Below are 26,044 nucleotides of genomic sequence, written 5' to 3'. Positions count from 1 at the left end.
GGTGGCGGGGCCACCCCTTGTGGCTTTCCGGTCTCCCTGCCGGCGGCCCCCACGGGGACGGACTTGCAGGGAAGCCCGGGCAAGAAGCTGCGTAAGGTGAGACTGGACCAGGGAAGGGGATCCCGGCGGGGGAGCCCGGCGGATTGACGCGAAGGACGCGAGGGACGCGAGGGACGCGAGGGACGCGATGGACGCGATGGACGCCAAGGACCCGAAGGAGACCGAACGCCTTCGAGTGGGCGCCGCTGTGCGCAGGCGCCGGCGTGCCCTGGACCTCACGCTTGCCTCGGTCGCGGCGCGCAGCGGCCTCTCCGTGCCCTTCCTCAGCCAGGTCGAGAACGAGCGGGCCCGCCCCAGCATGCGCTCCCTCCAGCGGGTCGCGGACGCCCTGGAGACCACCCCCGGCCGGCTGCTGGCCGCGTCCGACGCCGCGCGCACCGTCAACGTCGTACGCGCGGCAGCAGCAGAGGGGGTACTGCCACAGGGCGCCAGTACCCGTCGGCTCGTGCGGGGGCACCATCAACTGCAGGCGCTGGAATTCACCGGGGAGCATGATCCGGGACGCGAATTCCAGCACCGCAACGACGAGCTGATGTACGTCGCCGACGGCGCCGCGGAGGTCGAGGCGGAGGGCCGCGCCTACCGGCTGGCGCGCGGCGACACCCTCTTCCTCTCCGGCGGCGTACGGCACCGGTGGCGCGCCACCGCCCCCGACACCCGGATCCTCGTCGTCTCGGTCGCCGACCACATCGACGACGCGGGCCCCGAGCCCCGGCGCTGAGGGACGGCCGAGGTGCGCGTGGTGTCGCTGGTGCCCTCGCTGACCGAGGCCGTGGCCGTCAGCGCGTTCGGGCTGCTGGTCGGGGCCACCGACTGGTGCAGCCACCCCGCCGAGCTCGATGTCGTACGGATCGGGGGCACCAAGAACCCGGACGTGGCGGCGGTGATCGGGCTGCGGCCCGATCTGGTGATCGCGAACGAGGAGGAGAACCGGGCGCCCGACCTGGCCGCGCTGCGGGCTGCGGGCATCGAGGTGCTGGAGACGGAGATACGCGACCTGGAGCAGGCGTTCCGCGAGCTGGAGCGGGTCCTGGCAACCGTCTGCGGGCAGGCCCGGCCGCACTGGCTCGACGAGGCGCGGCAGGCGTGGTCCGCGCTCGCGCCGGTGGGGGAGTGGCGGGCGGTCGTGCCGGTCTGGCGACGGCCGTGGATGGTGCTCGGCCGCGACACCTTCGCCGGTGATCTGCTGGCCCGGCTCGGCGTCCGGAACGTGTACGCGGGGCACGCCGAGCGCTATCCACGCATTCCGGTGGACGAACTGCGGGAGGCGGGCGCCCAGTTGGCGGTCCTGCCCGACGAGCCGTACCGCTTCGCGGCGGACGACGGGCCCGAGGCCTTTCCGGGGCTGCCGGCCGTGCTGGTCAGCGGCCGGCACCTGACCTGGTACGGGCCGTCGCTGGCCCAGGCGCCCGCGGTGCTCGGCGCGGCGCTGCGACGAGCAACCCGGCAGGTGGAGTGAAACCTGCCCGCGCCACGGCTGAGGGCGGTCCGGCCGACCGTCGTAGCCCCGAGGGCCGGATGGGACCACATGGTTGACAGGTGGTCAGAGAATCCGGTGACCGCCGGATGTCGGGCTGCCGCACCGCCGCAAACCTGCTAGCTGTGAGGGCCGTAGCGAAGCAGCCATGCCCTGAACTCCCCAGAGACATCGGGTTGAGTCTCGGCTCTCAATGCCCTCAAGAAAGGTCCGGGATGCCTAAGACTTTCGGTATCGCCCTCCTTGCGCTCGTGCTTGCGGCCGCATCACAGACCCCCGCGGTGGCCAAGGCGCCCGCACAGTCCGACCAGATCCCCGGCACATACATCGTGGCCCTCGAGGACACAGCCGCCACCGAGGGTGCCGACATGAACGAGGCCGTGGACGCGGCTGTCGAGCAGGCCTCCACCATGGGGGCCAAGGTGAAGCACGTGTACCGCTACGCCCTCCACGGCTACTCGGCGTCCATGAGCCCGAGCGTCGCAGCCACGCTCGCCGACGACCCGCAGGTGCGTTCGGTGGAGCCCGACCGGCGAGTTCATGCCACCGCCCAGTCGACGCCGACCGGTGTGGACCGGGCGGAGGCCGACAAGAGCATCACCGCAGCCATTGACGGTGTCGACACCCGGGTCGACGCCGACGTCGCGGTGATCGACACCGGAATCGCCCCGAACCACCCCGACCTGAATGTGTACGCGGACGGCGGCAAAAACTGCTGGCTGCCCATGCTGCCCCCCTCCGACCTGCACGGCCACGGCACGCATGTCGCCGGAACCATCGGCGCCCTGGACAACGGCACCGGCGTGGTCGGTACGGCACCGGGCGTCCGGCTCTGGCCGGTGCAGGTGCTCGACCCCCTCGGCAGCGGCAGCATCTCGGCCGTCATCTGCGGCATCGACCACGTCACCGAGCACGCCGACGAGATCGAAGTCGCCAACATGAGCCTGGGCGGTTCGGGCACCGACGACGGCAACTGCGGCAAGAGCAACAACGACGCCATGCACCAGGCGATCTGCAATTCCGTCGCCGCCGGCGTCACCTACGCCGTGGCCGCCGGCAACGACCACGCCGACGCCAAGAACATGATCCCCGCCGCGTACGACGAAGTGATCACGGTCAGCGCCCTGGCCGACTTCGACGGCAAGCCGGGGGGTCTGGGCCGGCCGACGTGCCGCACCGACGTGGACGACACCTTCGCCAACTTTTCCAACTACGGCGCCGATGTCGACCTGATCGCGCCGGGCGTGTGCATCCGCTCCACCTCCAGCTCCGGAGGCTACGCCACGATGTCCGGCACCTCGATGGCCGCGCCCCACGTCGCGGGCGGCGCAGCCCTGTACCGGGCCACCCACCCCGCGGCATCGCCCCAGACCGTCAAGGCGGCTCTGCAGGCCGCCGGCAGCCTCGACTGGACCTGGCCCTCCCAGGACGGCGACGCCACCAAGGAGCGCCTGCTCAGGCTTACGTCCTTCTGACGGCGGTCACCTTCACCACGAAGTGGGCGCGCACCGGGGCTCTTCTCGTACCTGCGTGTCGTAGGTATCGCCTCGTACGTGGGCGGCTCAGGCGGCCTCGGCCTGCACGGCCGGGCGGCGGCTCGCTATGACCTTCTTCGCCAGTGCGCGCGGGCTGGTGAGGAAGCCGTATCCCCACGACATGTGCATCGTGGCCAGCGCCACAGGGATCTGCAGGCGCGCCTTGAGCGGCAGGCCCTTGCCCGCGGGGAGGGAGCCCGCGGCTATCGCGGCCAGATAGCCGCCCGGGACGATGAAGCCCCAGGGGGTGAGAGCCGCGCCGACCACGATGCCCGCGACGATCGCGCAGACCGCGGTCGGCGGGGCGAGGTAGCGCAGGTTGATGGAGCCCTCGTGGAAACGGGCGACGACATGGCGCCAGCGGCCGTAGTCCTTGTACTGCTTCGCCAGCGCGCGCACGCTCGGCCGCGGCCGGTACTGCACCCTGAGCTCCGGCGAGAACCAGACCAGGCCGCCGGCCTCGCGGATGCGGTAGTTCAGCTCCCAGTCCTGGGCGCGGATGAACTCCACGTTGTAGCCGCCCTGCTGCTCAAGCGCCTCGCGCCGGAAGACACCCAGATACACGGTTTCGGCCGGGCCGGCCGTGCCGCCGGTGTGGAAGGCGGCATTCCCGACGCCGACCTTCGAGGTCATGGCGGCGGCGACGGCGTGCTCCCAGTCGTTCTCGCCCTCGGCGTGCATGATGCCGCCGACGTTCTGCGCGCCGGTCTCTTCGAGCAGCCGGACCGCGGTGGCGATGTAGTTCGCCGACAGCATGCCGTGGCCGTCGACCCGCACCACGATCGGGTGACGGGAGGCCTTGATGGCAGCGTTCAGCGCGGCCGGGGTGCGGCCGGTGGGATTCGGGACGGTGTGGACGCGAGGGTCTTCCCGTACGAGTTCGGCGGCGATCTCGTCAGTACGGTCCGTGGACGGCCCGAGCGCGATCACCACCTCCATCTCGCCGTCGTACTCCTGCTCGAGGATGTGACGGACGGAGCTGCGCAGATGCCGCTCCTCATTGAGGACCGGCATGATCACGGAGACAGGGGGCATGGCGTTCATCGCCCGCCACGTTACCGCGAATGGGGGACACGGACGCGCGGCGGCCGGGTCGCTGCCGGTCGCCACAGTTTGTATGGGCCTACGGTGCGCAGGGTCCCCCTGTCGCCCGCGGAGGTTTCCCCCCTTGCCCACGCCGCCCCGCTCCCGGCCGTCCCCCTCCGGCCGTCCCCGGCAAAACGCCCGGTACCGGACCAGACAGTCGGTCGAGCGGCCCCGCTGGGGCATGCGGGTGGCGACCACGCTCTCGGTCCTGGTGCTGGCGGCGGGCGGCATCGGGCATGCGGTGGTGACCAGTGTGGACACCGGCATCGGCCGGGTGGACGCGTTCAAGGACATGAAGAACCGGCCCGAGCCGGGCCACGGCATGAACCTCCTGGTCGTCGGCACCGACGGCCGCGACAAGATCACGAAGAAGGAGAAGCGCAAGTACCGGCTCGGCGGCGCACCGTGCCGCTGCACCGACACGATCATGCTGGTGCACATCTCGGGGGACCGGGAACGCGCCAGCGTGGTGAGTCTGCCGCGGGACAGTTACGCCGAGGTCCCCGCGCACACCGACGCGTCCGGCAAGCGCCACTCGAAGCACGCGTTGAAGCTCAACGCGACGTACTCGGAGGGCGGGCCGAACCTGACCGTGCGGACCGTCGAGCAGATGACCAAGGTGAAGATCGACCACTATCTGGAGGTCGACTTCACCAGCTTCATGAAGACGGTGGACGCGCTGGGCGGGGTGGAGATCTGCACGACCCGGCGGATGAAGGACACGTACACAGGTCTGAATCTCGCTGCCGGCACCCACAAGCTGGACGGCGGGCAGGCGCTGCAATACGTGCGCTCGCGCCATATCGACGGGGCGGCCGACCTGGGCCGGATGCAGCGCCAGCAGCGCTTCCTCGCGGCCCTCATCCACCAGGCGACCGGCAGCGGTGCGCTGCTGAACCCGGTGAAGCTCCGCGAGGTCTCCTCGACGATGCTCAGCTCCGTACGGGCCGACAAGGGTTTCGGCGCCGAGGAGATGCTCGCCCTGGCCAAGGCGATGCGGGGCTTCACCGCGGCCTCGTCGGAGTTCACATCCGTGCCGGTGCGCGACCCCAGTGACCCCGTCAGGGGCATCGGCTCGACGGTGAAGTGGGACGAGGCGAAGTCGAGGAAGCTGTTCCAGACGCTGCGCGAGGACAAGCCGCTCGCGCCGCCCCAACCGAAGAAGCCGCGGGCCGCGGTGGTCGATGTCTCACCGCGGCAGATCCGGGTGCAGGTCTACAACGGGACGCTCACCGACGGCCTCGGCAGACAGGTCGACGACGCGCTGCGCGCCACCGGCTTCAACACGACCCGCGCTCCGCTGAACCGCGCCGGCAGCGAGGTGCGCCGCAGCTATGTGACGTACGACCCGCGCTGGGACCGCTCGGCGAGGTCGCTGGCGGCGGCGCTGCCGGGGTGCGAGCTGCGGGCGGTGAAGGGGCAGGGTCGGACGCTGAAGGTGACGGCCGGGACGGACTACAAGGGGGTGACGCGGGTGCGGGCGGAGGAGCCGCCTCCGGGCGAGTTCCGCGCGGTCACCGGCGACCAGGTGGTCTGCCCATAGCTGGGGCTCCGCCACAGACCCCGCGACTCGCCCCCTAGTCCTCCAGGCCCTCCGCCGAGTGCTTCTCCCGGAGCTCCTTGATCGCGCGGCGCCGGGCGAGCCGGTGCGTACGCCGGATCTGTGCCTCCTGGTAGCGCCGCTGGTCCCGCTCGGTCTCGGGGATCACCGGCGGTACGGGTCGGGGCTTGCCGTCCCCGTCGACGGCGGCGAAGACGAGGTAGGCGCTGCCGACCTGGGTCGCCGGGGTCGACTCGTTCCAGCGCTCGGCCAGGACCCGTACGCCGACCTCCATCGAGGACCGGCCCGTCCAGTTCACCTGGGCCTTCACATGCACCAGATCGCCGACCCTGACCGGCACCAGGAAGACCATCTCGTCCATGGAGGCGGTGACCGCGGGACCGCCGGAGTGGCGGCCCGCGACCGCGCCCGCCGCGTCGTCCACCAGCTTCATGATCACGCCGCCGTGCACCGTGCCGAGGAGATTGGTGTCACTGACGGTCATGATGTGACTGAGGGTGGTTCGGGACGCCGAGGTGGGCTTGCCCGGAATCTGTGCCTCCGGGTGCTGGGCCTGGTCTGTCATGGCCTCAACCATATGCGGGTGGTCTACGGCGGTCGCATTGCATCAGCTTCGCAACAGCCCTGCCCCTATTCCTCCACCCGCCTTGTGAGGGGCGGCGGCCCGCCCTGCACACTGGTCCGCATGAATGACTGGCCCGATGGATGGTCCGACGACCGCGGCAATGGCAACGCAGCCGGGTACGGCCGCGGCAGCGCCGGCGCTCAGCCCGAGGGGGCGCGCGTGATGCGCCATGTGCAGCGCCCTGCCGCACCCCCGCGCGGCGGGGTCCCTCCGCAGTCCCGAGGGTACGACGAAGGCTATGACCGGCAGGGGTACGACAGCGGCTACAACACGGGCCAGGTCTACGGCGGCGACGGTGGCCCGCCGCACGGCCGCCGGCCCTACGCCGGCCGGCCCGCCCCCAACTGGCGCCGCCGCCTCAAGGTCGGTTCGCTGACCCTGGTCGTCGTGCTGCTCGCCGTCTCCATCGGCACGTACTTCTGGGCCGACTCCAAGCTCAATCGCCAGGTCGACCTCGCCAAGGTCATCGAGCGCCCGGGCGCGGGCCAGGGTACGAACTATCTGATCGTGGGCTCCGACAGCCGCGAGGGCATGACGGCCGAGGAAAAGAAGCAGCTCCACACGGGTTCGGCCGACGGCAAGCGGACCGACTCGATGATGATCCTGCACGACGGCTCGAACGGCCCGACGCTGATATCGCTGCCGCGCGACTCGGACGTGGAGATACCGTCCTTCAAGGGCTCGGAGTCCGGCAAGCTCTTCCCGGCCGAGGGCCGGCGGGTGAAGCTGAACGCGGCGTACGCGGAGGACGGCCCGGAGCTACTGGTCCGCACCGTCGAGTTCAACACGGGCCTGCGCATCGACCATTACGTCGAGATCGGCTTCGCGGGCTTCGCGAACATCGTCGACGCGATCGGCGGCGTGGAGATGGACATCCCGAAGGCCTTCAAGGACGAGAAGTCGGGCGCGGACTTCCAGGCAGGCAAGCAGACGCTGAACGGCGAGCAGTCGCTGGCGTTCGTGCGGACGCGATACGCCTTCGCGGGCAGCGACCTGGACCGTACGAAGAACCAGCAGAAGTTCCTCGCGGCCCTGGCGAGCCAGACGGCGACGCCGGGCACGATCCTCAACCCGTTCAAGCTCTACCCGACGATGGGCGCGGGCCTGGACACCCTGATCGTCGACAAGGACATGTCCCTGTATTCGCTGGGCCAGATGTTCTTCGCGATGAAGGGCGTCACGGGCGGCAACGGCACGTCCATGAACATGCCGATCTCGGGCAGTAGTGGCGGGAACCTGGTCTGGGACAAGGCCAAGGTGAAGCAGCTGGTGCAGCAGCTGCAGAACGACGAGAAGGTCACCGTCACCTCGAACGGCTGACGCGACGATGCGAAGGGGGCCCGCGCCGGAAACGTCCGGTACGGGCCCCAACGCATGCCTGCTTACGGCAGGTTGCGGGCCATGACGATCCGCTGGACTTGGTTGGTGCCTTCGTAGATCTGCGTGATTTTGGCGTCGCGCATCATGCGCTCGACGGGGTAGTCGCGGGTGTAGCCGTAACCGCCGAGCAGCTGGACCGCGTCCGTGGTGATCTCCATGGCGGCGTCGGAGGCGTAACACTTGGCAGCCGCGCCGAAGAAGGTCAGGTCGCTGTCGACCCGTTCGGACTTGGCGGCCGCGGCGTAGGTGAGCTGGCGGGCGGCCTCCAGCTTCATCGCCATGTCGGCGAGCATGAACTGGATGCCCTGGAAGTCGGCGATCGGCTTGCCGAACTGCTTGCGCTCCCGGACGTAGCCCTTGGCGTAGTCGAGGGCGCCCTGGGCGATGCCGAGGGCCTGCGCCGCGATCGTGATGCGGGTGTGGTCCAGGGTCTTCATGGCGGTGGCGAAGCCGGTGCCCTCCTCGCCGATCATGCGGTCGGCGGGGATGCGGACGTTGTCGAGGTAGACCTCGCGGGTCGGGGAGCCCTTGATGCCGAGCTTCTTCTCCGGGGCGCCGAAGGAGACGCCCTCGTCGGACTTCTCGACGACGAAGGCGCTGATGCCCTTGGAGCGCTCGGTCGGGTCGGTCACGGCCATCACCGTGTAGTACTCGGAGACACCGGCGTTGGTGATCCAGCGCTTCACGCCGTTGAGTAGGTAGTGGTCGCCGTCGCGCACGGCCTTGGTCTTCATGCCGGCCGCGTCGGAGCCGGCGTCCGGCTCGGAGAGGCAGTACGAGAACATCCCGTCGCCCTTGGCGAGCGGGCCCAGGTACTTCTTCTTCAGCTCCTCGGAGCCAGAGAGGATCACCGGGAGCGAGCCGAGCTTGTTCACGGCCGGGATCAGGGAGGAGGAGGCGCAGACGCGCGCCACCTCCTCGATGACGATGACGGTCGCCAGCGCGTCGGCGCCCGCGCCGCCGTAGGACTCGGGGACGTGGACCGCGTGCAGGTCGGCGGAGACCAGGGCGTCCAGGGCCTCCTGCGGGAAGCGGGCCTGCTCGTCGACCTCGGCGGCGAACGGAGCGATCTTTGCCTCGGCGAGCGAGCGGATGGCGTCGCGGAGCATGTCGTGCTCTTCGGACGGGCGGTACAGGTCAAAAGCCGAGTTACCGGTCGATCCGGCCAAGGTCTCTCACTCCCCAAGGAACGCTAACTACCGTTAAGTAACCTGATTTTAGAGGCCTGCCGCGGCCAGGCATACGTGACCTTGGCGACAGCGGGCCTGACAGCGGGAAACGTGCCCCAAGGGGGCACGGCTATGCTCGGGCTCGCATTCCGAGCCCGCACTTCCCTGGAGCACCGCATGGCCCTCAAGATCACCGTGATCGGCACCGGATATCTCGGCGCCACGCACGCCGCGGCCATGGCGGAGCTGGGCTTCGAGGTGCTCGGACTCGACGTCGTGCCCGAAAAGATCAAGATGCTGTCGGCGGGCAGGGTCCCTATGTACGAGCCGGGGCTCGAGGAGCTGCTCGCCAGGCATGTCGCGGGGATCGAGGGATCGAGCGGGCGGCTGCGCTTCACGACCTCCTGGGAGGAGGTCGGGGAGTTCGGCGACGTTCACTTCGTGTGCGTGAACACCCCGCAGAAGCACGGGGAGTACGCATGCGACATGTCGTACGTCGACTCCGCCTTCGAGTCGCTGGCGCCGGTACTGAAGCGGACCGCGCTCGTCGTCGGCAAGTCGACCGTCCCGGTGGGGTCCGCGCAGCGGCTGGCCGCGCTGCTCGCCGAGAAGGCGCCGGGGGACGTTGAGCTGGCCTGGAACCCGGAGTTCCTGCGGGAGGGTTTCGCCGTCAAGGACACACTGCACCCGGACCGGGTCGTGGTGGGCGTCACCAGCGAGCGGGCCGAGAAGCTGCTGCGCGAGGTGTACGCGACGCCGGTCGAGGAGGGGTCGCCGTTCGTGGTGACGGACTACCCGACGGCGGAGCTGGTGAAGACCGCGGCGAATTCCTTCCTGGCGACCAAGATCTCGTTCATCAACGCCATGGCGGAGATCTGCGAGGCCGCGGACGGCGATGTGGCGAAGCTGGCGGAGGCGATCGGACACGACGAGCGCATCGGGAAGAAGTTCCTGCGGGCGGGCGTCGGCTTCGGGGGCGGCTGCCTGCCGAAGGACATCCGGGCGTTCATGGCGCGGGCGGGTGAGCTGGGTGTGGACCAGGCGCTGACGTTCCTGCGCGAGGTCGACTCGATCAACATGCGGCGGCGCGGGCACATGGTGGAGCTGGCGCGGGACGCGGTGGGCGGCGACTCCTTCCTGGGGAAGCGGGTGGCCGTGCTGGGCGCGACGTTCAAGCCGGACTCGGACGACGTACGGGATTCGCCGGCGCTGAACGTGGCGGGCCAGATCCATCTGCAGGGCGGCCAGGTCACGGTGTACGACCCCAAGGGCATGGAGAACGCGCGGCGGATGTTCCCGACGCTGGGGTACGCGGATTCGGCGCTGGAGGCGGTGCGGGGCGCGGATGTGGTGCTGCACCTGACGGAGTGGCGCGAGTTCCGCGAGCTGGACCCGGCGGCGCTGGGCGAGGTCGCGACGAGCCGGATCGTGCTGGACGGCAGGAACGCGCTGGACGGCGGGAAGTGGCGCGAGGCGGGCTGGACGTACCGGGCGATGGGGCGGCCGCGGGCCTGAGCTTTCGCTGCTCGCGGCGCGACAGGCGGCCTGGCCTCTCGCTCTTTCGCGGGGCGGCGGGCTGCCCGAGGTCCGTCAGCCTGTTGCCGTGCGGCGGGCGGCCTGGGCTTTCGCTGCTCGCGGCGCGGCGGGAGGCCTGAGCTTTCGCCCGTTCGCGGCGCGGCGGCGGGTGCCTGTGGCTCCGTCAGCCTGTTGCCGTGCGGCGGGCGCGGTACGTGCGCATCTTGGCGCGGGCGCCGCATACCGCCATCGAGCACCAGCGGCTGCGGCCGGCCGGGCTGCGGTCGTAGTACGCCCAGTGGCAGTCCTTGGCCTCGCACGCCTTGAGGCGCTCCCATGTCCCCCCCGCGGCCGCGGCTGCGACGGCTTCTGCGATACGGGAGACGAGGGGGCCGTCCGGGGTCGCGGGACGCAGCGCCGCGGCGCCGTCCTCGGCGACGGTGACGTACAGCGGGGCCCCGGCCAGGAGCCGGTCGAGCGCGCCGGGCGAGCGGCCCGGTGATCGGTGCCCGGCGTGCGCGAGGCAGGCGCCCCGCAGGGCCTCCCGGAGTTCCCGGGCGGCGGGGACGTCCCGCTCGGCGAGACCGAAGGCGGCGCGGCCGTCAGCGGTGTCGAGCAAGTCGGCGCCGGTCTCGATGTCCAGCGTGTTCACCAGGGCCTCGACCAGCGCGAGGCCGCCGGGTGCGGGTGCCCTGTCATTCATGGTTGCGACGTTACCTCTGGTGCGGGAGCATGAGGTAACCGTTACTGGTTGCGGCAATGCACCAGTAACTCGAACGGAGGAGCAGACCATGGCCATCGCCACGCTGGGGACTGTGGTGCTGGACTGTCCCGACCCTGTCGCGCTCGGCCGCTTCTACGCCGGGCTGCTGGGCGGTGACATCGAGGCCGACGGCGACGGCTGGGTCTCCCTGACGGGAGCCCCGGGCGCCCCGCTGGCCTTCCAGGCGGCGCCGGGTTTCGCACCGCCGAAGTGGCCGGCGCCCGACGCGTCGCAGCAGTTCCACCTGGACCTGACGGTGGACGACCTGGACGCGGCGGAGAAGGGGGCGCTGGCGCTGGGCGCGAAGCCGCTGGACGCGGACGACAGTGGCCGGTCCTGGCGGGTGTACGCGGACCCGGCAGGCCATCCGTTCTGCCTCTGCGCGGACTGAGCGTGGCCAGGCCCCCACGCCCTTACGCGTCGTCCAGCGTCGTCACCCGTGCCGTCGACGCCGACCTGCGGGACTGCATCGCCCTGGCCACGAAATCTGTGTCCCTCATGACCCGATATACGTTCCCCCAGGTCAGCGCCTCGATGTCCGGTTCGGGCCAGGAGCGGTCCAGGAGTTCGGCGCGTTCGGGGGTATGAGGGCTGACCCCGTACCCCCGGACCGCGCTCAGCCGTCGAGCGGACCGCACACTCAGCCGTCGAGCTGCCCGATCGTCGCGTTCGACGGGCCGCACCGCGTCTGCAGATCGCGGGCGACGTCCTCCGCCGCGCGCAACGTGCGCACCGCGTTCCGCCAGGTGAGCTTCGCCAGGTCGGACGCCGACCAGCCGCGCCGCAGCAGCTCCGCGATCAGGTTGGGATAGCCCGCCACGTCATCCAGGCCGGCCGGGGTGAAGGCCGTGCCGTCGAAGTCGCCGCCGATGCCGATGTGGTCGACGCCGGCGACCTTGCGCATATGGTCGAGGTGGTCCGCCACCGTCGCGACGGTGGCCACCGGGCGGGGGTGCGCCTCCGCGAAGGCCGCGTGGATCCGCATCGCGTCCGGCGTCGTGTCCAGCGGATGGAAGCCGTGCGCCTGCATGTTCTCGTCGGCCGCCTGGGTCCAGGCGACGGCCTGAGGAAGGATGAACTTCGGCACGAAGGTGACCATCGCGACGCCGCCGTTCGCGGGCAGCAGCGCCAGCACGTCGTCGGGGATGTTGCGTACGTGGTCGCAGATCGCCCGGGACGAGGAGTGCGAGAAGACGACCGGGGCGGCCGACGTGGCGAGCGCGTCGCGCATCGTGGACGCGGCCACGTGGGACAGGTCGACCAGCATGCCGGTGCGGTTCATCTCCCGTACGACCTCGTGACCGAAGTCCGACAGGCCGCCGACCGCGGGAGCGTCGGTCGCCGAGTCCGCCCACGGAACGTTGTCGTTGTGGGTGAGCGTCATATAGCGCACGCCCAGCGCGTACAGCGCACGCAGTGTGGCGAGCGAGTTGTTGATGGAGTGCCCGCCCTCGGCGCCCATGAGCGAGGCGATCCGGCCCTCGCCGCGCGCCTTCTCCATGTCGTCCGCCGACATTGCGGCGGCCAGGTCGGCCGGATAGCGCTCCAGCAACTGGCGCACCCCGTCGACCTGCTCCAGGGTCGCGCTGACCGCCTCGTCCCCGGCCATGTCGCTGCGTACGTACACGGACCAGAACTGCGCGCCGACCCCGCCGGCGCGCAGCCGCGGAATGTCCGTGTGCAGCCGGCCGGTCTGGTCGGCGGCGATGTCCATACGGTGCAGGTCGTAGCGGACGTGTTCGCGCAGCGCCCACGGCAGGTCGTTGTGGCCGTCGACGACGGGGTGTTCGGCGAGGAGTTCCCGTGCCCGGCTGAGAAAGTCCATGGCGGTGTTACTTCCCGAAACCGAAGGCCGCCGCACCTTCGACCTTCGTACGCAGCCGCTTGCCCTTCTCCGTCGCCTGGTCGTTCAGCTCCTGCTGGAAGTCCCTCATACGGGCAAGGAGTTCACCGTCATGCGTGGCCAGGATGCGGGCCGCGAGCAACCCCGCGTTACGGGCCCCGGCGACCGAGACCGTGGCGACCGGCACGCCTGTCGGCATCTGGACGATGGACAGCAGCGAGTCCATCCCGTCGAGGTACTTCAGCGGTACCGGAACGCCGATCACCGGGAGCGGGGTGACGGAGGCGAGCATGCCCGGCAGATGGGCCGCTCCCCCGGCACCCGCGATGATCGCCTTGAGGCCGCGGTCCGCGGCCCCCTCTCCGTACGCGATCATTTCGCGCGGCATCCGGTGCGCGGAGACGACATCGACCTCGTACCGGATCTCGAACTCGTCGAGGGCCTGCGCCGCGGCCTCCATGACGGGCCAGTCGGAGTCCGAGCCCATGACGATGCCGACCAGTGGGTTACTCAACGATCGTCCCTCGCAGATAGCCGGCGGCGTGACGGGCGCGCTCCAGCACGTCCTCCAGGTCGTCGCCGTAAGTGTTGACATGGCCGACCTTGCGGCCGGGCTTCACGTCCTTGCCGTACATGTGGATCTTGAGCTGGGGGTCGCGGGCCATGCAGTGCAGATACGCCTGATACATGTCGGGGTAGTCCCCGCCGAGGACGTTCGCCATGACCGTCCAGGTGCCGCGCGGCCGCGGGTCGCCGAGCGGGAGGTCGAGGACGGCACGGACATGGTTGGCGAACTGCGAGGTGATCGCGCCGTCCTGGGTCCAGTGGCCGGAGTTGTGCGGGCGCATGGCGAGCTCGTTGACCAGGATGCGGCCGTCGGTCGTCTCGAACAGCTCGACCGCGAGATGGCCGATGACGCCGAGCTCCTTCGCGAGCCGCAGGGCGAGCTCCTGGGCCTGTCCGGCCAGCTCCTCGTCCAGACCGGGCGCGGGCGCGATCACCGTGTCGCAGACGCCGTCGACCTGCCGGGACTCGACCACGGGGTAGGCGACGGCCTGGCCGTGCGGGGAGCGGACGATGTTCGCCGCCAGCTCGCGGGCGAAGTCGACCTTCTCCTCGGCGAGGACGGGGACGCCGGCCATGAAGGGGGCATCGGCGTCCTCTTGCGTACGGACGAACCAGACGCCCTTGCCGTCATAGCCGCCGCGCACCGTCTTGAGGATGACCGGGAAGCCTCCGACCTCATCGGCGAACGCCGACACATCTGCGGGGTCCGCCACGATGCGGTGGCGCGGGCAGGGGGCGCCGAGCTCGTCGAGCTTGGCGCGCATCACGCCCTTGTCCTGCGCGTGTACCAGGGCGTCCGGCCCCGGCCGGACCGGGATGCCGTCCGCCTCCAGGGCCCGCAGGTGTTCGATCGGGACGTGCTCATGATCGAAAGTGATCACATCGCAGCCCCGCGCGAACTCACGCAGCGTGTCCAGGTCGCGGTAGTCGCCGATGACGACATCGCTGACGACCTGGGCCGCGGAGTCCTGCGGGGTGTCACTGAGAAGCTTGAATCTGATGCCGAGGGGGATGCCCGCCTCGTGGGTCATACGGGCGAGCTGACCGCCGCCGACCATGCCGACTACCGGGAACGTCACCCTCCTAGGGTATCCGCCGCCCCGGGTACACCCTGCCGCCCGCGGTCACCGGCCCCGGGCACTGTCTGCCTTGTCACAGCCTCCCCACATCATCACGGGTGCCCGAAGGCGGGAGCGGGGGGTGCTGGTTAGCATGGCTAACGTTGACGACACCGACCGAAGGGGGCGAGCGATCACTATGAGTGAACGAAGCGCACTGCGCGTGCGGCTCGAACAGCTCACTCGCGAGTTCGCAAAGTTCGGCGCGGTGGGTGCCGTGGGACTCCTGGTGGACCTGGGAGTCTTCAATCTCGTACGGCATCTCACGGACATTCCTGTCGTTCGGGCGAGCATCGTCGCCACGGTTGTCGCGATCGGCTTCAACTACCTGGGCTTCCGCTACTTCACCTACCGGGACCGCGACAAGAGCCGCAGGACCAGGGAGCTGGCGCTCTTCTTCCTGTTCAGCCTGGTCGGTCTGGTGATCCAGAGTGGGCTGCTGTACGCCGCGACCTACGGCTTCGGCTGGGACAGTCCGCTACAGAGCAACGTCTTCAAGTTCTTCGGCATCGGCATCGCGACGCTGTTCCGCTTCTGGTCGTACCGCACCTGGGTGTTCCGGTCACTGCCGGCGCGCGAGGCCGTGCAGACGGCGGAGTCGTTCCTGGGGCAGCGGCGGCCCGAGCCCGACAAGGTCCGCGGCTGACCAAGTCCGCGAACGGCCGAGTCCGCGGCTGACCAAGCCCGCGACCGGCCAAGTCCGCGAACGGCCGAGTCCGCGGCCGGCTACCTGACTGTGGGCAGTTCGTCCTTGGGCGGTTCGTCCTTGGGCGGTTCGTCCTTACGCAGGTCGTCCTCGCGGCTGCGCGCCCCCCGGCTCAGGAACAGCGCGAAGACCGGCGGATACTGCTGGAGCAGCTCAAGACGGCCGCCGTCCGCCTCCGCCAGATCGCGGGCCACGGCCAGTCCGATGCCGGTGGAGTTGCGGCCGCTGATGGTCCGCTCGAAGATCCGCGCGCCGAGGTCGGCAGGTACGCCGGGGCCCTCGTCGGTCACCTCGACCACGGCCTGATTGCCGGTGGCGCGGGTGCGCAGTGCCACCGTGCCGCCGCCGTGCATCAGGGAGTTCTCGATCAGCGCGGCGAGCACCTGGGCGACCGCGCCCGGGGTGCCGACGGCCCGCATGCCCTGCCGTCCCGAGCAGACGATGGCCCTGCCCGCGCTGCGGTAGGCCGGCCGCCACTCCTCCAGCTGCTGCTTGACGACCTCGTCCAGATCGAAGGGGACGGCCGAACCGGTGCGCGGGTCACGGGAGTTGGTGAGCAGCCGCTCCACCACGTCGGTGAGCCGCTCCACCTGGGCCAGCGCGATGCTCGCTTCCTCCTTCACCGTCTCCGGGTCGTCGGTGACGGTGATCTCCTCCAGCCGCATGAAGAGTGCGGTCAGCGGCGTACGAAGCTGGTGCGAGGCGTCCGCGGCGAGCCGGCGCTCGGCGGTGAGCATTCGGGCGATGCGCTCGGCGCTGGCGTCGAGGACGTCGGCGACCCGGTCCAGCTCGGGGACGCCGTAGCGCTTGTGCCGGGGGCGCGGGTCGCCGGAGCCGAGGCGTTCGGCGGTCTCGGCAAGGTCGGTGAGCGGGGAGCCGAGGCGGTGCGCCTGGTGCAGGGCGAGCAGCACGGCGGCGACGACCGCGAGCAGGGCGACCCCGCCGATGATCAGCAGGCTCCGGCCGACCTCGCGGGTCACGGAGGAGCGGGACTCCTCGACGATGACGGTCTCATTGCGCTCGCCCTCCGCGGTACCGCGGATGACGCTGCCGGTGGGACGCTCGCCGATCTCGATGGGGGCGCGGCCGGGGATCTCGATCAGGGCGTACCGCTTGGCGCCGCTCTGCTCGGCGAGGATGTCGGGGTTGACCGGCTCGCCGCCGATGAGCCGGCTGTCGACGATGCTGACGAGGCGCAGGGCCTCGGAGTCCACGCTCTCCTGGGCACTGCTGCTGATGGTGCGGGTCTCGACGAGGACGAGGGACACGCCGAATACGGCGATGACGACCAGCACGACGGCGAGCATGGAGTTGATCAGACGGCGGCGCAATGTGCCCTCCGGGCGGGACGCGATGTACGCGGGCGTGCGGGCCCCGGCCCGTACCCCTGCTAGCTCTTCTCGAAGCGGAAGCCGACGCCCCGTACCGTCGCGATGTACCGCGGGTTCGCCGCGTCGTCGCCCAGTTTCTTGCGCAGCCACGAGATGTGCATGTCCAGCGTCTTGGTCGACGACCACCAGGTCGTGTCCCAGACCTCGCGCATCAGCTGGTCGCGCGTGACCACCCGGCCCGCGTCCCGGACCAGCACCCGCAGCAGGTCGAACTCCTTCGCCGTGAGCTGCAACTCCTCGTCGCCCATCCAGGCCCGGTGCGACTCGACGTCGATCCGTACGCCATGGGTGGAGGGCGCCGGGACCGGCTCGGTGGCGCCACGCCGGAGCAGGGCCCGTACCCGGGCGAGGAGTTCGGCAAGGCGGAACGGCTTGGTGACGTAGTCGTCCGCGCCGGCGTCCAGGCCGACCACGGTGTCCACCTCGTCCGCGCGTGCGGTCAGCACCAGGATCGGGATTGTGTGGCCTTCGGCACGCAGCCGCCGGGCCACCTCGAGGCCGTCCATACCGGGCAGCCCCAGGTCGAGCACCACCAGGTCGACGCCACCGGCAAGTCCGGCGTCGAGCGCGGTCGGACCGTCTTCCCGGACCTCAACCTCGTAACCCTCCCGGCGCAAGGCGCGGGCCAGGGGCTCCGAGATGGAAGCGTCGTCCTCGGCGAGCAGTACACGGGTCATGGGCTGATGGTAGTCCGGATGACGTACGCGTCGGTGCGTGATCGTCAAGCCCTGTGGGTGTGGGATGCGATCATGGTTACGACCTTCGATTCAGGGCAGGCAGTTCCGTGAATGCCTGTGATTCATATCTCAAGTCCTTCCATATGCCGCAGAGTCGTGTCGTATGGTGGTTTGACGCCTGTAGTACTACACGGGACCTTTGGCGCGCGACACGCGCCAAGGGTCTCTTTGCTGCGCGAGGTTGGCTTGCCAGTCTCTTCGAGCAGTGAATGACCTCCTGGCCGGGCCCCGAGCGCGATGGTGCGTGCGGGGCGTGGATCCCGGTGCGGACAGTCCCCCGTCTCCGACGTACCGGAGCGAACCCCTCAGGCGTGGGGGCGGGACGGATCCCTTGCCGGTGCCGGCCACCCCCCACCGGGCGCGTACCGCTCACAAGGCGCCGCGTCCCGATCAAGCAAGGATCGACCATGGCGTCCAGCCTGACGAAGGGCACCGCCGGGGCCCCCTCCGGCGAGAAGACCTTCTTCGGCCACCCCCGCGGTATGGCCACCCTCTTCATGACGGAGATGTGGGAGCGCTTTTCCTGGTACGGAATGCGCGGCATTCTCACGCTTTACCTGGTGGCCGCCGTTCTCGACGGCCCGCTCGAGGACCGCAAGGTGCTCGCCGCTTCGATCTACGGCGTCTACAACGCTGTCGTCTACATGGCCGCCATGCCCGGCGGCTGGGTTGCGGACCGCCTCTGGGGCGCGCGCAAGGCCGTCCTCGTCGGCGGCATCATCATCGCGCTGGGCCACTTCACCCTGACGATCCCGAACGACACCGCCTTCTTCTGCGGTCTCGCGCTGATCGCGGTCGGCACCGGTCTGCTGAAGCCGAACATCTCAGCGATGGTCGGCGGCCTCTACGAGGGCCAGTCCAGTGCTCGCCGCGACGCGGGTTTCACCCTCTTCTACATGGCCATCAACGTCGGCGCCATGGTCGCCCCGCTGGTCGTCGGCTTCCTCGGCGAGAACGTCAACTGGCACCTCGGCTTCGCTGTTGCCGGTATCGGCATGAGCCTCGCCGTGGTCCAGTACGTCCTGGGCGGCCGTCACCTCGGCGACATCGGCAAGGAGCCGGCCAAGCCGGCTTCACCCGAGGAGAAGCGCGCGGTCCTGCGCAAGGTCGTGCTGTGGGCCGGCATCGCCGTCGCCGCGCTGGTGCTCGACATCATCGTGGGCACCTACGACATCGAGCACGTCGTCAACGGCCTGGCCATCCTCGGCGTCGTCGTGCCGGTCCTGTACTTCGTCGCGATCTTCCGGAACCCGGCGCTCACCAGCGAGGACCGGCCGAAGATCAAGGCCTACGTGTGGTTCTTCGCCACCGCCGTGCTGTTCTGGATGATCTACGACCAGTCCGGCTCGCTCCTGACGATTTTCGCCGACGAGAAGACGGACCGCATGATCGGCGGCTGGGAATTCCCGGCCTCCTGGTACCAGTCGGTCAACCCGATGATGGTCATCGTCCTGGCCCCCATCTTCGCCGCCCTGTGGGTCAAGCTGGCCACGCGCAACCGCGAGCCCAGCACTCCGAAGAAGTTCGCCCTGGCGATGCTCCTCATCGGTGGCTCCTTCGGCATCATGGGCCTCGCCGGGGCCGCCGCCGCGAACAGCGAGACCGGCAAGGTCACCGTCTTCTGGCTGCTGAGCGTCTACCTCGTCCAGACCATCGGCGAGATGTGCCTGTCGCCGGTCGGCCTGTCCCTGTCGACCAAGCTGGCCCCAAAGCTGTTCGTCGGCCAAATCATGGGTCTGTGGTTCCTTGCCAGCGCAACGGGCAACGCCCTGAACGGCTGGACCACCAAGCTCAACGCCCCGCTGGGTGACGCCCTCTACTACACGATGTGGGCGATCGTCGCTGTAGCCGCGGGCCTCGCCTTCATGACGGCGGGCAAGAAGATCCGCGCGCTCATGGGCGACGTGAAGTAACTCCCCCTGCGCCCTTGGGGCGCAAGAGAGCCGGGCCGGTACGAAGTCGATTTGTACCGGCCCGGCTCATGTGCTCACGTCGATCGGCGAGACCGCGCCCTTGGGCCCGATCGGCGTCTGACACTGGTAGTCGACGTCTACAACACTGGCATGATCGGCGGGGGCGGCCATCAGCACCACCGGGCCCGCCAACGCTGCTGCCAGCGCGAGAGCTGTCCGCTTCTGGTACGACACCTCGAGTTCCCCTCACGCCGGACGTTACTGCCGGGAGTCGCCGAAGTTACTGACGACACATCAGATCGGGCGCTCAAGGTACGCCTGGGACCTTGGGAGGGAAGACAAAGAACACGCCGTATTGACGTGCTCTACAAGAGATTCAGAACCTGCGTACACCAGCACGAAGGCAGTGCGGCATTGCTACGACGGGGCGGCGAGCTCCGCCCACACCGTCTTGCCCGGCGCGCCGGGAACCCGTACAACTCCCCAGTCCATGCAGAGGCGTTGGACGATGAACATGCCGTGCCCGCCGGGCCGCCCGGCCCGGTGCGGGGTGCGCGGCGCGGGCTGCCCGGTGCCGCGGTCCGTGACCTCCAGGCGCAGCACCTTGCCGTCGCAGCCGACCCGCAGCGCCTCCGGCCCCTCGGCGTGCAGACAGGCGTTGGTGACCAGCTCGGAGACGACCAGCAGCACGTCCTCAGCCGCCGCCCGGCGGTCGGCCGTGGCGGCAGGCAGCCAGCCCCAGTCGTACAGCGCCTGGCGGGTGAAGTCGCGGGCGAGCGGAACGATGCCGCTTGCGCTGCCCAGGGCAAGGCTGCGAACCGCCCCGCCGGGGACCCTGGAGGAGCCGGCGGCGCCGGCGCCGTTCGGCTCGGGGCCCAGGTCGCCCGGCTGTTGCTGCCGGGTGGTGCTCATCAGCGCTTCACCTCACCGATTCACCAATTCGCCATTACTTCAATACTCAGAGTGCTGGGTGGTCAACGTTCTGCGGGGGTTCTCCTGCCCTGCCGAATCGTGACAACACCCACTACGCCGACGCGGTGCGCGTGACGAGGACAACAGGGGAGGCCGGTCAGCCGGAGAGGGCCTCTTCGAGCGAGTCATGGACGGTGAAGACCGCCTCCGCCCCGGTGATCTCGAAGACCCTCGCCACTACGGGCAGCATCCCGGCCAGATGGACCCCTCCCCCGGCGGCTTCCGCCTTCAGCCTGGCGCCGAGCAGCACATTGAGCCCGGTCGAGTCGCAGAACTCGAGCTGTGAGCAGTCGATGACCAGGCGTGCACGGCCTTTCGCGAGTGCGTCGTCCAAGGGCACGCGAAGAAGTTCGGCGGTGTGGTGATCCAACTCACCCGCCGGTTTCACAACCTCGCTGTGGCCCTCGGTCCGAACCTCGACCTGAAGCCGGCCCCGATTCGCGCTGCCGACCGTCCCGCGGTCCATGCCCGTCCCTCTTCGCCGTGTCGTTCGCTGCGTATTCACTGCGTACTCGCCGGTTTTCGCCGCATCGTCCGCCGTGTCGCCCTTCGCACCGGACGCCATCGTCCGGCGGCGCTGACGTCCGTCGAACATTACGCCTTCAGTACGCCGACCGGCCAGCCGAACTCCCCACCAAACCCGACATTCAGAACATTTGACACTTGCAACTGTCCACGTGGAGCGGGTAGGCCTAGTAAAGACACAACCAACACGGCCGGCTTTGGAGGCGCCGCTCACCGCAGCAGCATGTATCGGCATCGGCGGCCATATGCCGAGAACGATGGAGGAGACCATGTCACCCCGGCTCGACGAATCGCGTACCCCCACCGCGCCGTCGGCACTGCCCAACCCCGACAGCGACCAGTCCGAGCAGCTGGAAGGCCTCGACGGCCTCCCGGAGATCCCGCCCTTCGACGAGGTGGGGCCGCTGGACGCCCGATCCCTGTCGAAGACGCTCTTCGGACGACTCGAGAACCTCGAAGAGGGCACGCACGAGTTCGCGTACGTGCGCAACACACTCGTCGAACTCAACCTGGCGCTGGTCAAGTTCGCCGCCTCCCGCTTCCGCTCCCGCAGCGAGCCGATGGAGGACATCATCCAGGTCGGCACCATCGGCCTGATCAAGGCGATCGACCGCTTCGAGCTCAGCAGGGGCGTCGAGTTCCCGACCTTCGCGATGCCGACCATCGTCGGCGAGATCAAGCGCTTCTTCCGTGACACCTCGTGGTCGGTGCGGGTACCGCGCCGGCTCCAGGAGTTGCGGCTCGACCTCGCGAAGGCAGGCGACGAACTCGCCCAGCAGCTCGACCGCGCACCCACCGTCGGCGAGCTGGCTCAGCAGCTCGGCATCAGCAACGACGAGGTCGTCGAGGGCATGGCGGCGAGCAACGCGTACACCGCGAGCTCGCTGGACGCTCAGCCCGAGGAGGACGAGACCGAGGGCGCCCTCGCGGACCGCATCGGCTACGAGGACCACGGGCTCGAGGGCATCGAGTACGTCGAGTCGCTCAAGCCGCTGATCGCAGGCCTTCCGCCACGGGACCGTCAAATTCTCTCCCTTCGCTTCGTCGCCAACATGACGCAGTCGGAGATCGGCGAGGAGCTCGGGATCTCGCAGATGCATGTGTCCCGGCTGCTGTCCCGCACCCTGGTCGCGCTCAGGAAGGGCCTGACGCTCGAGGAGTAGGCGAGGACGCCGCGGGGACGTGCCCCACTGGCCGCTCGAAGGGCCCATTCCGTCAAGGAATGGGCCCTTCCCCGTTATTGACGGGGCAGTCCTGATTGGTCCACATTGAGCACGGGGTTAGTGGGGGGACAAAGATGGCTCTTGGGGAGGGCTGCCCGGCGGCGTACGCACCACTGGAAGAGCTGATGCGCCACCGCCTGGGCAGGGAATGTCTGTATGTGCCGTCATGCCGTCTGGGGCTCTATGTGGCGCTGCGCCACTGGTGCCCGCCCGGCGGGCGGGTGCTGATGTCGCCGGTCAACGACGACGTCATCTTCTTCGTGGTGCTCGCCGCAGGACTGCGCCCCGTACAGGCGCCGCTCAGGGCGGAGGACGGCTCCATCGACCTGTCGGCCGTCCCCGAATCCGTATGGCACGGTCTTTCCGCCGTGCTCACCACCAATCTGTACGGCAACCCCGACCCGGCTCCCGAACTGCGCACCCGCTGCGACCAGTTGGGGATCCCATTACTCGAGGACGCCGCACACGCCATCGGCAGCACGGTGGCCGGGCAGCCGGTGGGGACCTTCGGCGACGCGTCCGTCTTCAGCCTCTCCAAGCACCCCGGGGCCAAGACCGGCGGATTCCTCACCGTCGCCGATCCGGCGCTGCGGGCGGGTCTCGAGCGGGCCCGGGACGAACTCCTCGAACCGGCGCGGCTGTCGGCGGAGCTCGCCTACGCCCTGCGTCCGTACGCCGAAGCCGGTGTGCGGGGACTGCGGCTCGTCGGCGCGGCCCGCGCGACCCTGCGACTGCTCGGTCTCGAAGAGCGCGAGGACATCCGGATGGAACTGCGGCCCGGCGAGCTGAAAAGGGCGCAGTCCGCGGCGCCCGCGCTCGCCGACTTCCACTCCTGGATACGGGTGGACATGCACGACTACCGGCTCATACCGGGCGGGCTGCGGCTGCGGCGCACCGAGCGGCTGCTGACCCGCCTCGAAAGCCGGCTGGCCGACCACCAGGCCGGCGTCCAGGTGCTGTCGGCCACCCGGTGGGCGCTGCCGCGGCCGGGACCCGCGCAGCCGCTGTTCCGGATGCCGCTGCTGGTCGAGGACCGTGACGCCGCCATCGCCGCGCTCGCCCGGCGCCGGATCACCGTCGGCTATCTCTACGACCCGCCGCTCGACGCGTACGCGGGCGAGCTCTTCACCGACCCGTCGCCCGCGCCGGGACCGGCCGCCTGGTTCGCCCGGCACGCGCTGCCCGTCGACCCGCTCCGGGCGGAGGTGGCGATATCCGTCCTCACAGAGCTGGGCGCCAGGCCCGCGGAGGTCCCGGCGGCGTTCGGGGCCACTGCCGGCGATGCCCCGGGAGCGGGCGGTCCCGGCCGCGGCGCAGCCGCTGGGCGGACCGGCAGCCGCCCAGGCCACGGCACAGGCCCGCACAGCCGGCCGGGCACCGACACAGACCGGGCCGCCGGCCCGGACAGCCGGACTGACAGCGACACGGACCGGCCGGGCCGCCCGCGCAGCCGGCCCGCCGACGGTGGAGACCGCGGGGCAGGCTCGCCCGCCCGGACCCACAACGACACAGACCGCCCCGCCGGCCCGCACAGCCAGGCCGACGGTAGCCCGGGCCAGGCCTCGGGCCCGCCCGCCCGCGCCCACAACGACACAGACCGGGCCGTCGGCCCGCCGGGCGGGGACAGTGGCTGATACGACCCGGCTTCACCAGCCGGACGCCTCCGGCACCACGCTGCCCGGCACCGAGGCGGACAGCAGCGCGCTGAGTGCCGAGCGCCCCAGCGGTGACTCGATGTTCCGCAACGCCTACGCGCTGATGCTCTCCACCGGCGTCTCCGCCGCACTGGGCCTCGGCTTCTGGCTGGTCGCCGCCCGCTACTACACCGAGGAGGCAGTCGGCGAGGGCTCCGCCGCCATCGCCGCCATGCGCCTGCTCGCCTCCATCACCGCGACCACCATGATCGGCGCGGTGGTGCGCTACGTGCCCCGGGCCGGACGCGCCACCGGACCGCTGGTGTGGCGCGCGTACGCCGTCAGCTCGCTGGTGGTGTGCCTCGCCTCCGTCGCGTTCCTGTTCACGCTCGACCTGTGGGGCCCTTCGTACGCGCCGCTCGGCGGCGTGAGCGCGGGCCTGCTCTTCACCGCATCCTGCGTCGGCTGGGCGCTGCTGACCCTGCAGGACGGGGTGCTGACCGGGCTGCGCAAGGCCGTGTGGGTGCCGGTCGGCAACGCGGTCTTCTCCATCGGCAAGCTGCTGCTGCTCGCCGTCTTCGCCACCGCCCTGCCCGTGCTGGGCATCTTCGTCTCCTGGGCGGCGGCCATCGCCCTGTCCGTGCTGCCGCTCGGCTGGCTGATCTTCCGCCGGCTCATACCCCGCCAGGCCGCGGCCGACCGCCACCGCGAGCTGCTGCGGATGCGCGACATAGGGCGCTTCCTTGCCGGCGACTCGGTCGGGTCACTGTTCTCGCTGGCGATGATCAATCTGCTGCCGGTGATGGTCGCGGTCCGCTTCGACGCAGCGCACAACGGCTTCTTCTACATCGCGTACACCGTCGGCGGGACGATGGAGTTCATGGCCATCAACATGGCCTCCTCGCTGACCGCGCATGCCTCGCACAGCCCGGAGAGCCTGGCCGGCGGGGTCCGTGGCGCGCTGCGCCGGATGGCCGTGCTGCTGGTGCCCGTCGTGGTGTTCCTGGTCGTCTTCGCCCCGCAGATCCTCGCTCCGTTCGGCGAGGAATACGCCGCGCACGGCACCACGGTGCTGCGGCTGCTGGCCGCGGCCGCCCTGCCCCGGGTCGTCGTCGAGCTGTACATCGGGGTGTTGCGCGTCCAGGGACGTACGGGCGTGCTCGCCGCCCTCCAGGGCACGATGTGCGCGCTGGTGCTGAGCAGTGCGGCGATGCTGCTCGGACCCGTCGGGATCTCCGGCGCCGGCCTGGCGCTGCTGCTGTCGATGACGGTGATGGCGGCGGTGTCCGCGCCGGGGCTGCGCGCGGTGCTCTCCGCCCGCGAGCCCCGGCCGAGCCTGCTCACCCGGGTGGTGCGGCGCGGCACCGCCGAGGAGGTGGGGTACGGCACGACCTGGGCGCGCCTGGCCGCCGAGCGGCGCGATGAGGCGGCGGCGGAGTACGCGCAGGAGTACGGGAAGGACTGGGCGCGGCAGACGGCGTATCTGCGGGGTGTGCACGACGACACGGCGACGCCTGCCTTCGGCATCACCGTCTACGTACGGGATCCGGCCCGGCGGGCGGGCCATGGGGACGCCGGCGGGCGCACGAAGCCCACGGCCGTGCGGCGCCCGGTGCCCGACCCGGGCGAGGGGCGGCTGGCCGTCGCGCTCTGGCTGCTGCTCGGGCTCGCGGCCGTGCTGTTCTGGGCGCCCCTGCTCCAGGCGCCGGACATCACCGTGGACCACCTCTCCGGCACGCAGCTGCTGAAGTCGCTGCCGCCGATCACCCTCACCGCGGGCGTCCTGCTGATCGTCGTCCACAGTGCCGCCTGCTCGCTGTTGTGCCCGCGTCCGGCGCTGCTCGGCGCCGCACTGCTGGTCACCTTCGCCGCGCTGCACACCGCGCCCGCGGTGCTCGGCCGGGAACCGGAGCCCGTCCAGGGCGTGTGGTACGACACACTGGCCGGCTTCCTCGCGGCGGCCGCAGGACTCGACAGCACCGAGCCGCTGCTCCGCTGGCTGCCGGCAGTCTGCCAACTCCTCTGCCTGGTCGCGGTGTTGGCGATTCTCCGGGCGATCAAGCTGCCCGTCGCGGCACAGTGGGCGGCACTGTGGCTGCTCGCGGTGTGCGGCTGGGCGCTGCAAAGACCTCTCGCGCCCGTCGCGCTCCCGCTTCAAGCGGTCCTCACCTGCGCGGCATTGGCGCTGATCTGGATACGCGCGGCGCGTTCGACGCCGACACGGAACTGAACGAACCACCAGGG

Annotated in this window: 22 protein-coding genes and 2 pseudogenes; 12 read left to right on the top strand and 12 right to left on the bottom strand. The window is 70.2% G+C overall.

The features are described 5' to 3' along the window. Nucleotides 1–187: 187 nt before the first annotated feature. The 3 genes from ACWDO5_RS08670 (at nt 188) to ACWDO5_RS08660 (ending at nt 3,012) form a co-directional block, all read left to right on the top strand. Entirely contained in the window at nt 188–781 is a 594-nt protein-coding gene (locus ACWDO5_RS08670) for a helix-turn-helix domain-containing protein (protein ID WP_450529571.1), read from the top strand. A gap of 12 nt (nt 782–793) precedes the next feature. Continuing rightward, nucleotides 794–1,519: a helical backbone metal receptor gene (locus ACWDO5_RS08665; protein ID WP_450529570.1), complete on the top strand. Its 726-nt coding sequence runs from the start codon at nt 794–796 to the stop codon at nt 1,517–1,519. 233 nt (nt 1,520–1,752) lie between these two features. Beyond that, the gene (locus tag ACWDO5_RS08660) at nt 1,753–3,012 is read left to right on the top strand and encodes a S8 family serine peptidase (RefSeq protein ID WP_450529568.1); all 1,260 of its coding nucleotides are present in this window, start codon (nt 1,753–1,755) and stop codon (nt 3,010–3,012) included. An 87-nt stretch (nt 3,013–3,099) separates the two neighbouring features. On the opposite strand, the gene ACWDO5_RS08655 is transcribed toward ACWDO5_RS08660, so the two are convergent. Then, nucleotides 3,100–4,116, bottom strand: coding sequence for a glycosyltransferase family 2 protein (locus tag ACWDO5_RS08655; RefSeq protein ID WP_450529567.1), 1,017 nt, complete (start codon nt 4,114–4,116; stop codon nt 3,100–3,102). A gap of 124 nt (nt 4,117–4,240) precedes the next feature. Between ACWDO5_RS08655 and ACWDO5_RS08650 the strand changes: the two genes are divergently transcribed. Then, the gene (locus tag ACWDO5_RS08650) at nt 4,241–5,701 is read left to right on the top strand and encodes an LCP family protein (protein ID WP_450529565.1); all 1,461 of its coding nucleotides are present in this window, start codon (nt 4,241–4,243) and stop codon (nt 5,699–5,701) included. Nucleotides 5,702–5,735: 34 nt separating this feature from the next. On the opposite strand, the gene ACWDO5_RS08645 is transcribed toward ACWDO5_RS08650, so the two are convergent. Beyond that, nucleotides 5,736–6,284: an acyl-CoA thioesterase gene (locus ACWDO5_RS08645; protein WP_450529563.1), complete on the bottom strand. Its 549-nt coding sequence runs from the start codon at nt 6,282–6,284 to the stop codon at nt 5,736–5,738. Between the two features lie 120 nt (nt 6,285–6,404). Between ACWDO5_RS08645 and ACWDO5_RS08640 the strand changes: the two genes are divergently transcribed. Continuing rightward, the gene (locus ACWDO5_RS08640) at nt 6,405–7,664 is read left to right on the top strand and encodes an LCP family protein (RefSeq protein ID WP_450529562.1); all 1,260 of its coding nucleotides are present in this window, start codon (nt 6,405–6,407) and stop codon (nt 7,662–7,664) included. A gap of 62 nt (nt 7,665–7,726) precedes the next feature. Here the strand turns inward: ACWDO5_RS08640 and ACWDO5_RS08635 are convergent, their stop codons facing one another. Beyond that, nucleotides 7,727–8,893, bottom strand: coding sequence for an acyl-CoA dehydrogenase family protein (locus tag ACWDO5_RS08635; RefSeq protein ID WP_450529560.1), 1,167 nt, complete (start codon nt 8,891–8,893; stop codon nt 7,727–7,729). A 177-nt stretch (nt 8,894–9,070) separates the two neighbouring features. Here ACWDO5_RS08635 and ACWDO5_RS08630 point away from each other — a divergent pair, with 177 nt between their 5' ends. Beyond that, on the top strand, nt 9,071–10,408 hold the full coding sequence (locus tag ACWDO5_RS08630) for a UDP-glucose dehydrogenase family protein (protein WP_450529584.1): 1,338 nt from the start codon (nt 9,071–9,073) through the stop codon (nt 10,406–10,408). Nucleotides 10,409–10,592: 184 nt separating this feature from the next. Here ACWDO5_RS08630 and ACWDO5_RS08625 read toward each other — a convergent pair whose 3' ends face one another. Further along, on the bottom strand, nt 10,593–11,111 hold the full coding sequence (locus ACWDO5_RS08625) for a CGNR zinc finger domain-containing protein (protein WP_450529558.1): 519 nt from the start codon (nt 11,109–11,111) through the stop codon (nt 10,593–10,595). An 88-nt stretch (nt 11,112–11,199) separates the two neighbouring features. Between ACWDO5_RS08625 and ACWDO5_RS08620 the strand changes: the two genes are divergently transcribed. After that, nucleotides 11,200–11,562: a VOC family protein gene (locus ACWDO5_RS08620; RefSeq protein WP_450529556.1), complete on the top strand. Its 363-nt coding sequence runs from the start codon at nt 11,200–11,202 to the stop codon at nt 11,560–11,562. Between the two features lie 249 nt (nt 11,563–11,811). Here the strand turns inward: ACWDO5_RS08620 and ACWDO5_RS08615 are convergent, their stop codons facing one another. From ACWDO5_RS08615 to ACWDO5_RS08605, 3 genes are read right to left on the bottom strand one after another with little or no spacing between them, the layout of a single operon-like run. Beyond that, on the bottom strand, nt 11,812–12,996 hold the full coding sequence (locus tag ACWDO5_RS08615) for a dipeptidase (RefSeq protein WP_450529554.1): 1,185 nt from the start codon (nt 12,994–12,996) through the stop codon (nt 11,812–11,814). 7 nt (nt 12,997–13,003) lie between these two features. Next, on the bottom strand, nt 13,004–13,501 hold the full coding sequence (purE, locus tag ACWDO5_RS08610) for a 5-(carboxyamino)imidazole ribonucleotide mutase (protein ID WP_450529583.1): 498 nt from the start codon (nt 13,499–13,501) through the stop codon (nt 13,004–13,006). A 19-nt stretch (nt 13,502–13,520) separates the two neighbouring features. Further along, nucleotides 13,521–14,639: a 5-(carboxyamino)imidazole ribonucleotide synthase gene (locus tag ACWDO5_RS08605; RefSeq protein WP_450529582.1), complete on the bottom strand. Its 1,119-nt coding sequence runs from the start codon at nt 14,637–14,639 to the stop codon at nt 13,521–13,523. Between the two features lie 199 nt (nt 14,640–14,838). On the opposite strand from ACWDO5_RS08605, the gene ACWDO5_RS08600 reads away from it, so the two are divergent. Beyond that, entirely contained in the window at nt 14,839–15,345 is a 507-nt protein-coding gene (locus ACWDO5_RS08600) for a GtrA family protein (protein ID WP_450529552.1), read from the top strand. A gap of 80 nt (nt 15,346–15,425) precedes the next feature. On the opposite strand, the gene ACWDO5_RS08595 is transcribed toward ACWDO5_RS08600, so the two are convergent. Together ACWDO5_RS08595 and ACWDO5_RS08590 are read right to left on the bottom strand one after the other, a co-directional pair. Continuing rightward, a complete protein-coding gene (locus ACWDO5_RS08595; protein ID WP_450529550.1) occupies nt 15,426–16,736 on the bottom strand; it encodes an ATP-binding protein in 1,311 nt (436 codons plus the stop codon). 59 nt (nt 16,737–16,795) lie between these two features. Continuing rightward, complete coding sequence (locus ACWDO5_RS08590) at nt 16,796–17,473, bottom strand: response regulator transcription factor (protein WP_307663030.1); 678 nt, start codon at nt 17,471–17,473, stop codon at nt 16,796–16,798. A gap of 467 nt (nt 17,474–17,940) precedes the next feature. Between ACWDO5_RS08590 and ACWDO5_RS08585 the strand changes: the two genes are divergently transcribed. Further along, the gene (locus ACWDO5_RS08585) at nt 17,941–19,446 is read left to right on the top strand and encodes a peptide MFS transporter (RefSeq protein ID WP_450529548.1); all 1,506 of its coding nucleotides are present in this window, start codon (nt 17,941–17,943) and stop codon (nt 19,444–19,446) included. A gap of 69 nt (nt 19,447–19,515) precedes the next feature. Here ACWDO5_RS08585 and ACWDO5_RS08580 read toward each other — a convergent pair. The 3 genes and pseudogenes from ACWDO5_RS08580 to ACWDO5_RS08570 form a co-directional block, all read right to left on the bottom strand. Continuing rightward, nucleotides 19,516–19,680 (bottom strand): annotated as a pseudogene (locus ACWDO5_RS08580) (peptidase); the annotation flags it as partial. A 183-nt stretch (nt 19,681–19,863) separates the two neighbouring features. Next, on the bottom strand, nt 19,864–20,358 hold the full coding sequence (locus ACWDO5_RS08575; RefSeq protein ID WP_450529546.1) for an ATP-binding protein: 495 nt from the start codon (nt 20,356–20,358) through the stop codon (nt 19,864–19,866). A 157-nt stretch (nt 20,359–20,515) separates the two neighbouring features. Further along, nucleotides 20,516–20,884 (bottom strand): STAS domain-containing protein, encoded by a 369-nt coding sequence (locus ACWDO5_RS08570; protein WP_450529544.1) that lies wholly within the window; start codon nt 20,882–20,884, stop codon nt 20,516–20,518. Between the two features lie 328 nt (nt 20,885–21,212). On the opposite strand from ACWDO5_RS08570, the gene ACWDO5_RS08565 reads away from it, so the two are divergent. From ACWDO5_RS08565 to ACWDO5_RS08555, 3 genes and pseudogenes are all read left to right on the top strand, one after another. Then, nucleotides 21,213–22,106 (top strand): RNA polymerase sigma factor SigF, encoded by an 894-nt coding sequence (locus ACWDO5_RS08565; protein WP_450529581.1) that lies wholly within the window; start codon nt 21,213–21,215, stop codon nt 22,104–22,106. Nucleotides 22,107–22,291: 185 nt separating this feature from the next. Next, nucleotides 22,292–23,467: pseudogene (locus ACWDO5_RS08560) on the top strand (DegT/DnrJ/EryC1/StrS family aminotransferase); the annotation flags it as partial. A gap of 325 nt (nt 23,468–23,792) precedes the next feature. After that, a complete protein-coding gene (locus ACWDO5_RS08555) occupies nt 23,793–26,030 on the top strand; it encodes a lipopolysaccharide biosynthesis protein (protein WP_450529542.1) in 2,238 nt (745 codons plus the stop codon). The last annotated feature ends 14 nt before the right edge of the window (nt 26,031–26,044 follow it).

The sequence above is a fragment of the Streptomyces sp. NPDC000880 genome (genome assembly GCF_053599675.1).
The sequence above is the reverse complement of the archived record's forward strand: the minus strand, read 5'-3'. Positions and strand labels throughout refer to the sequence as shown.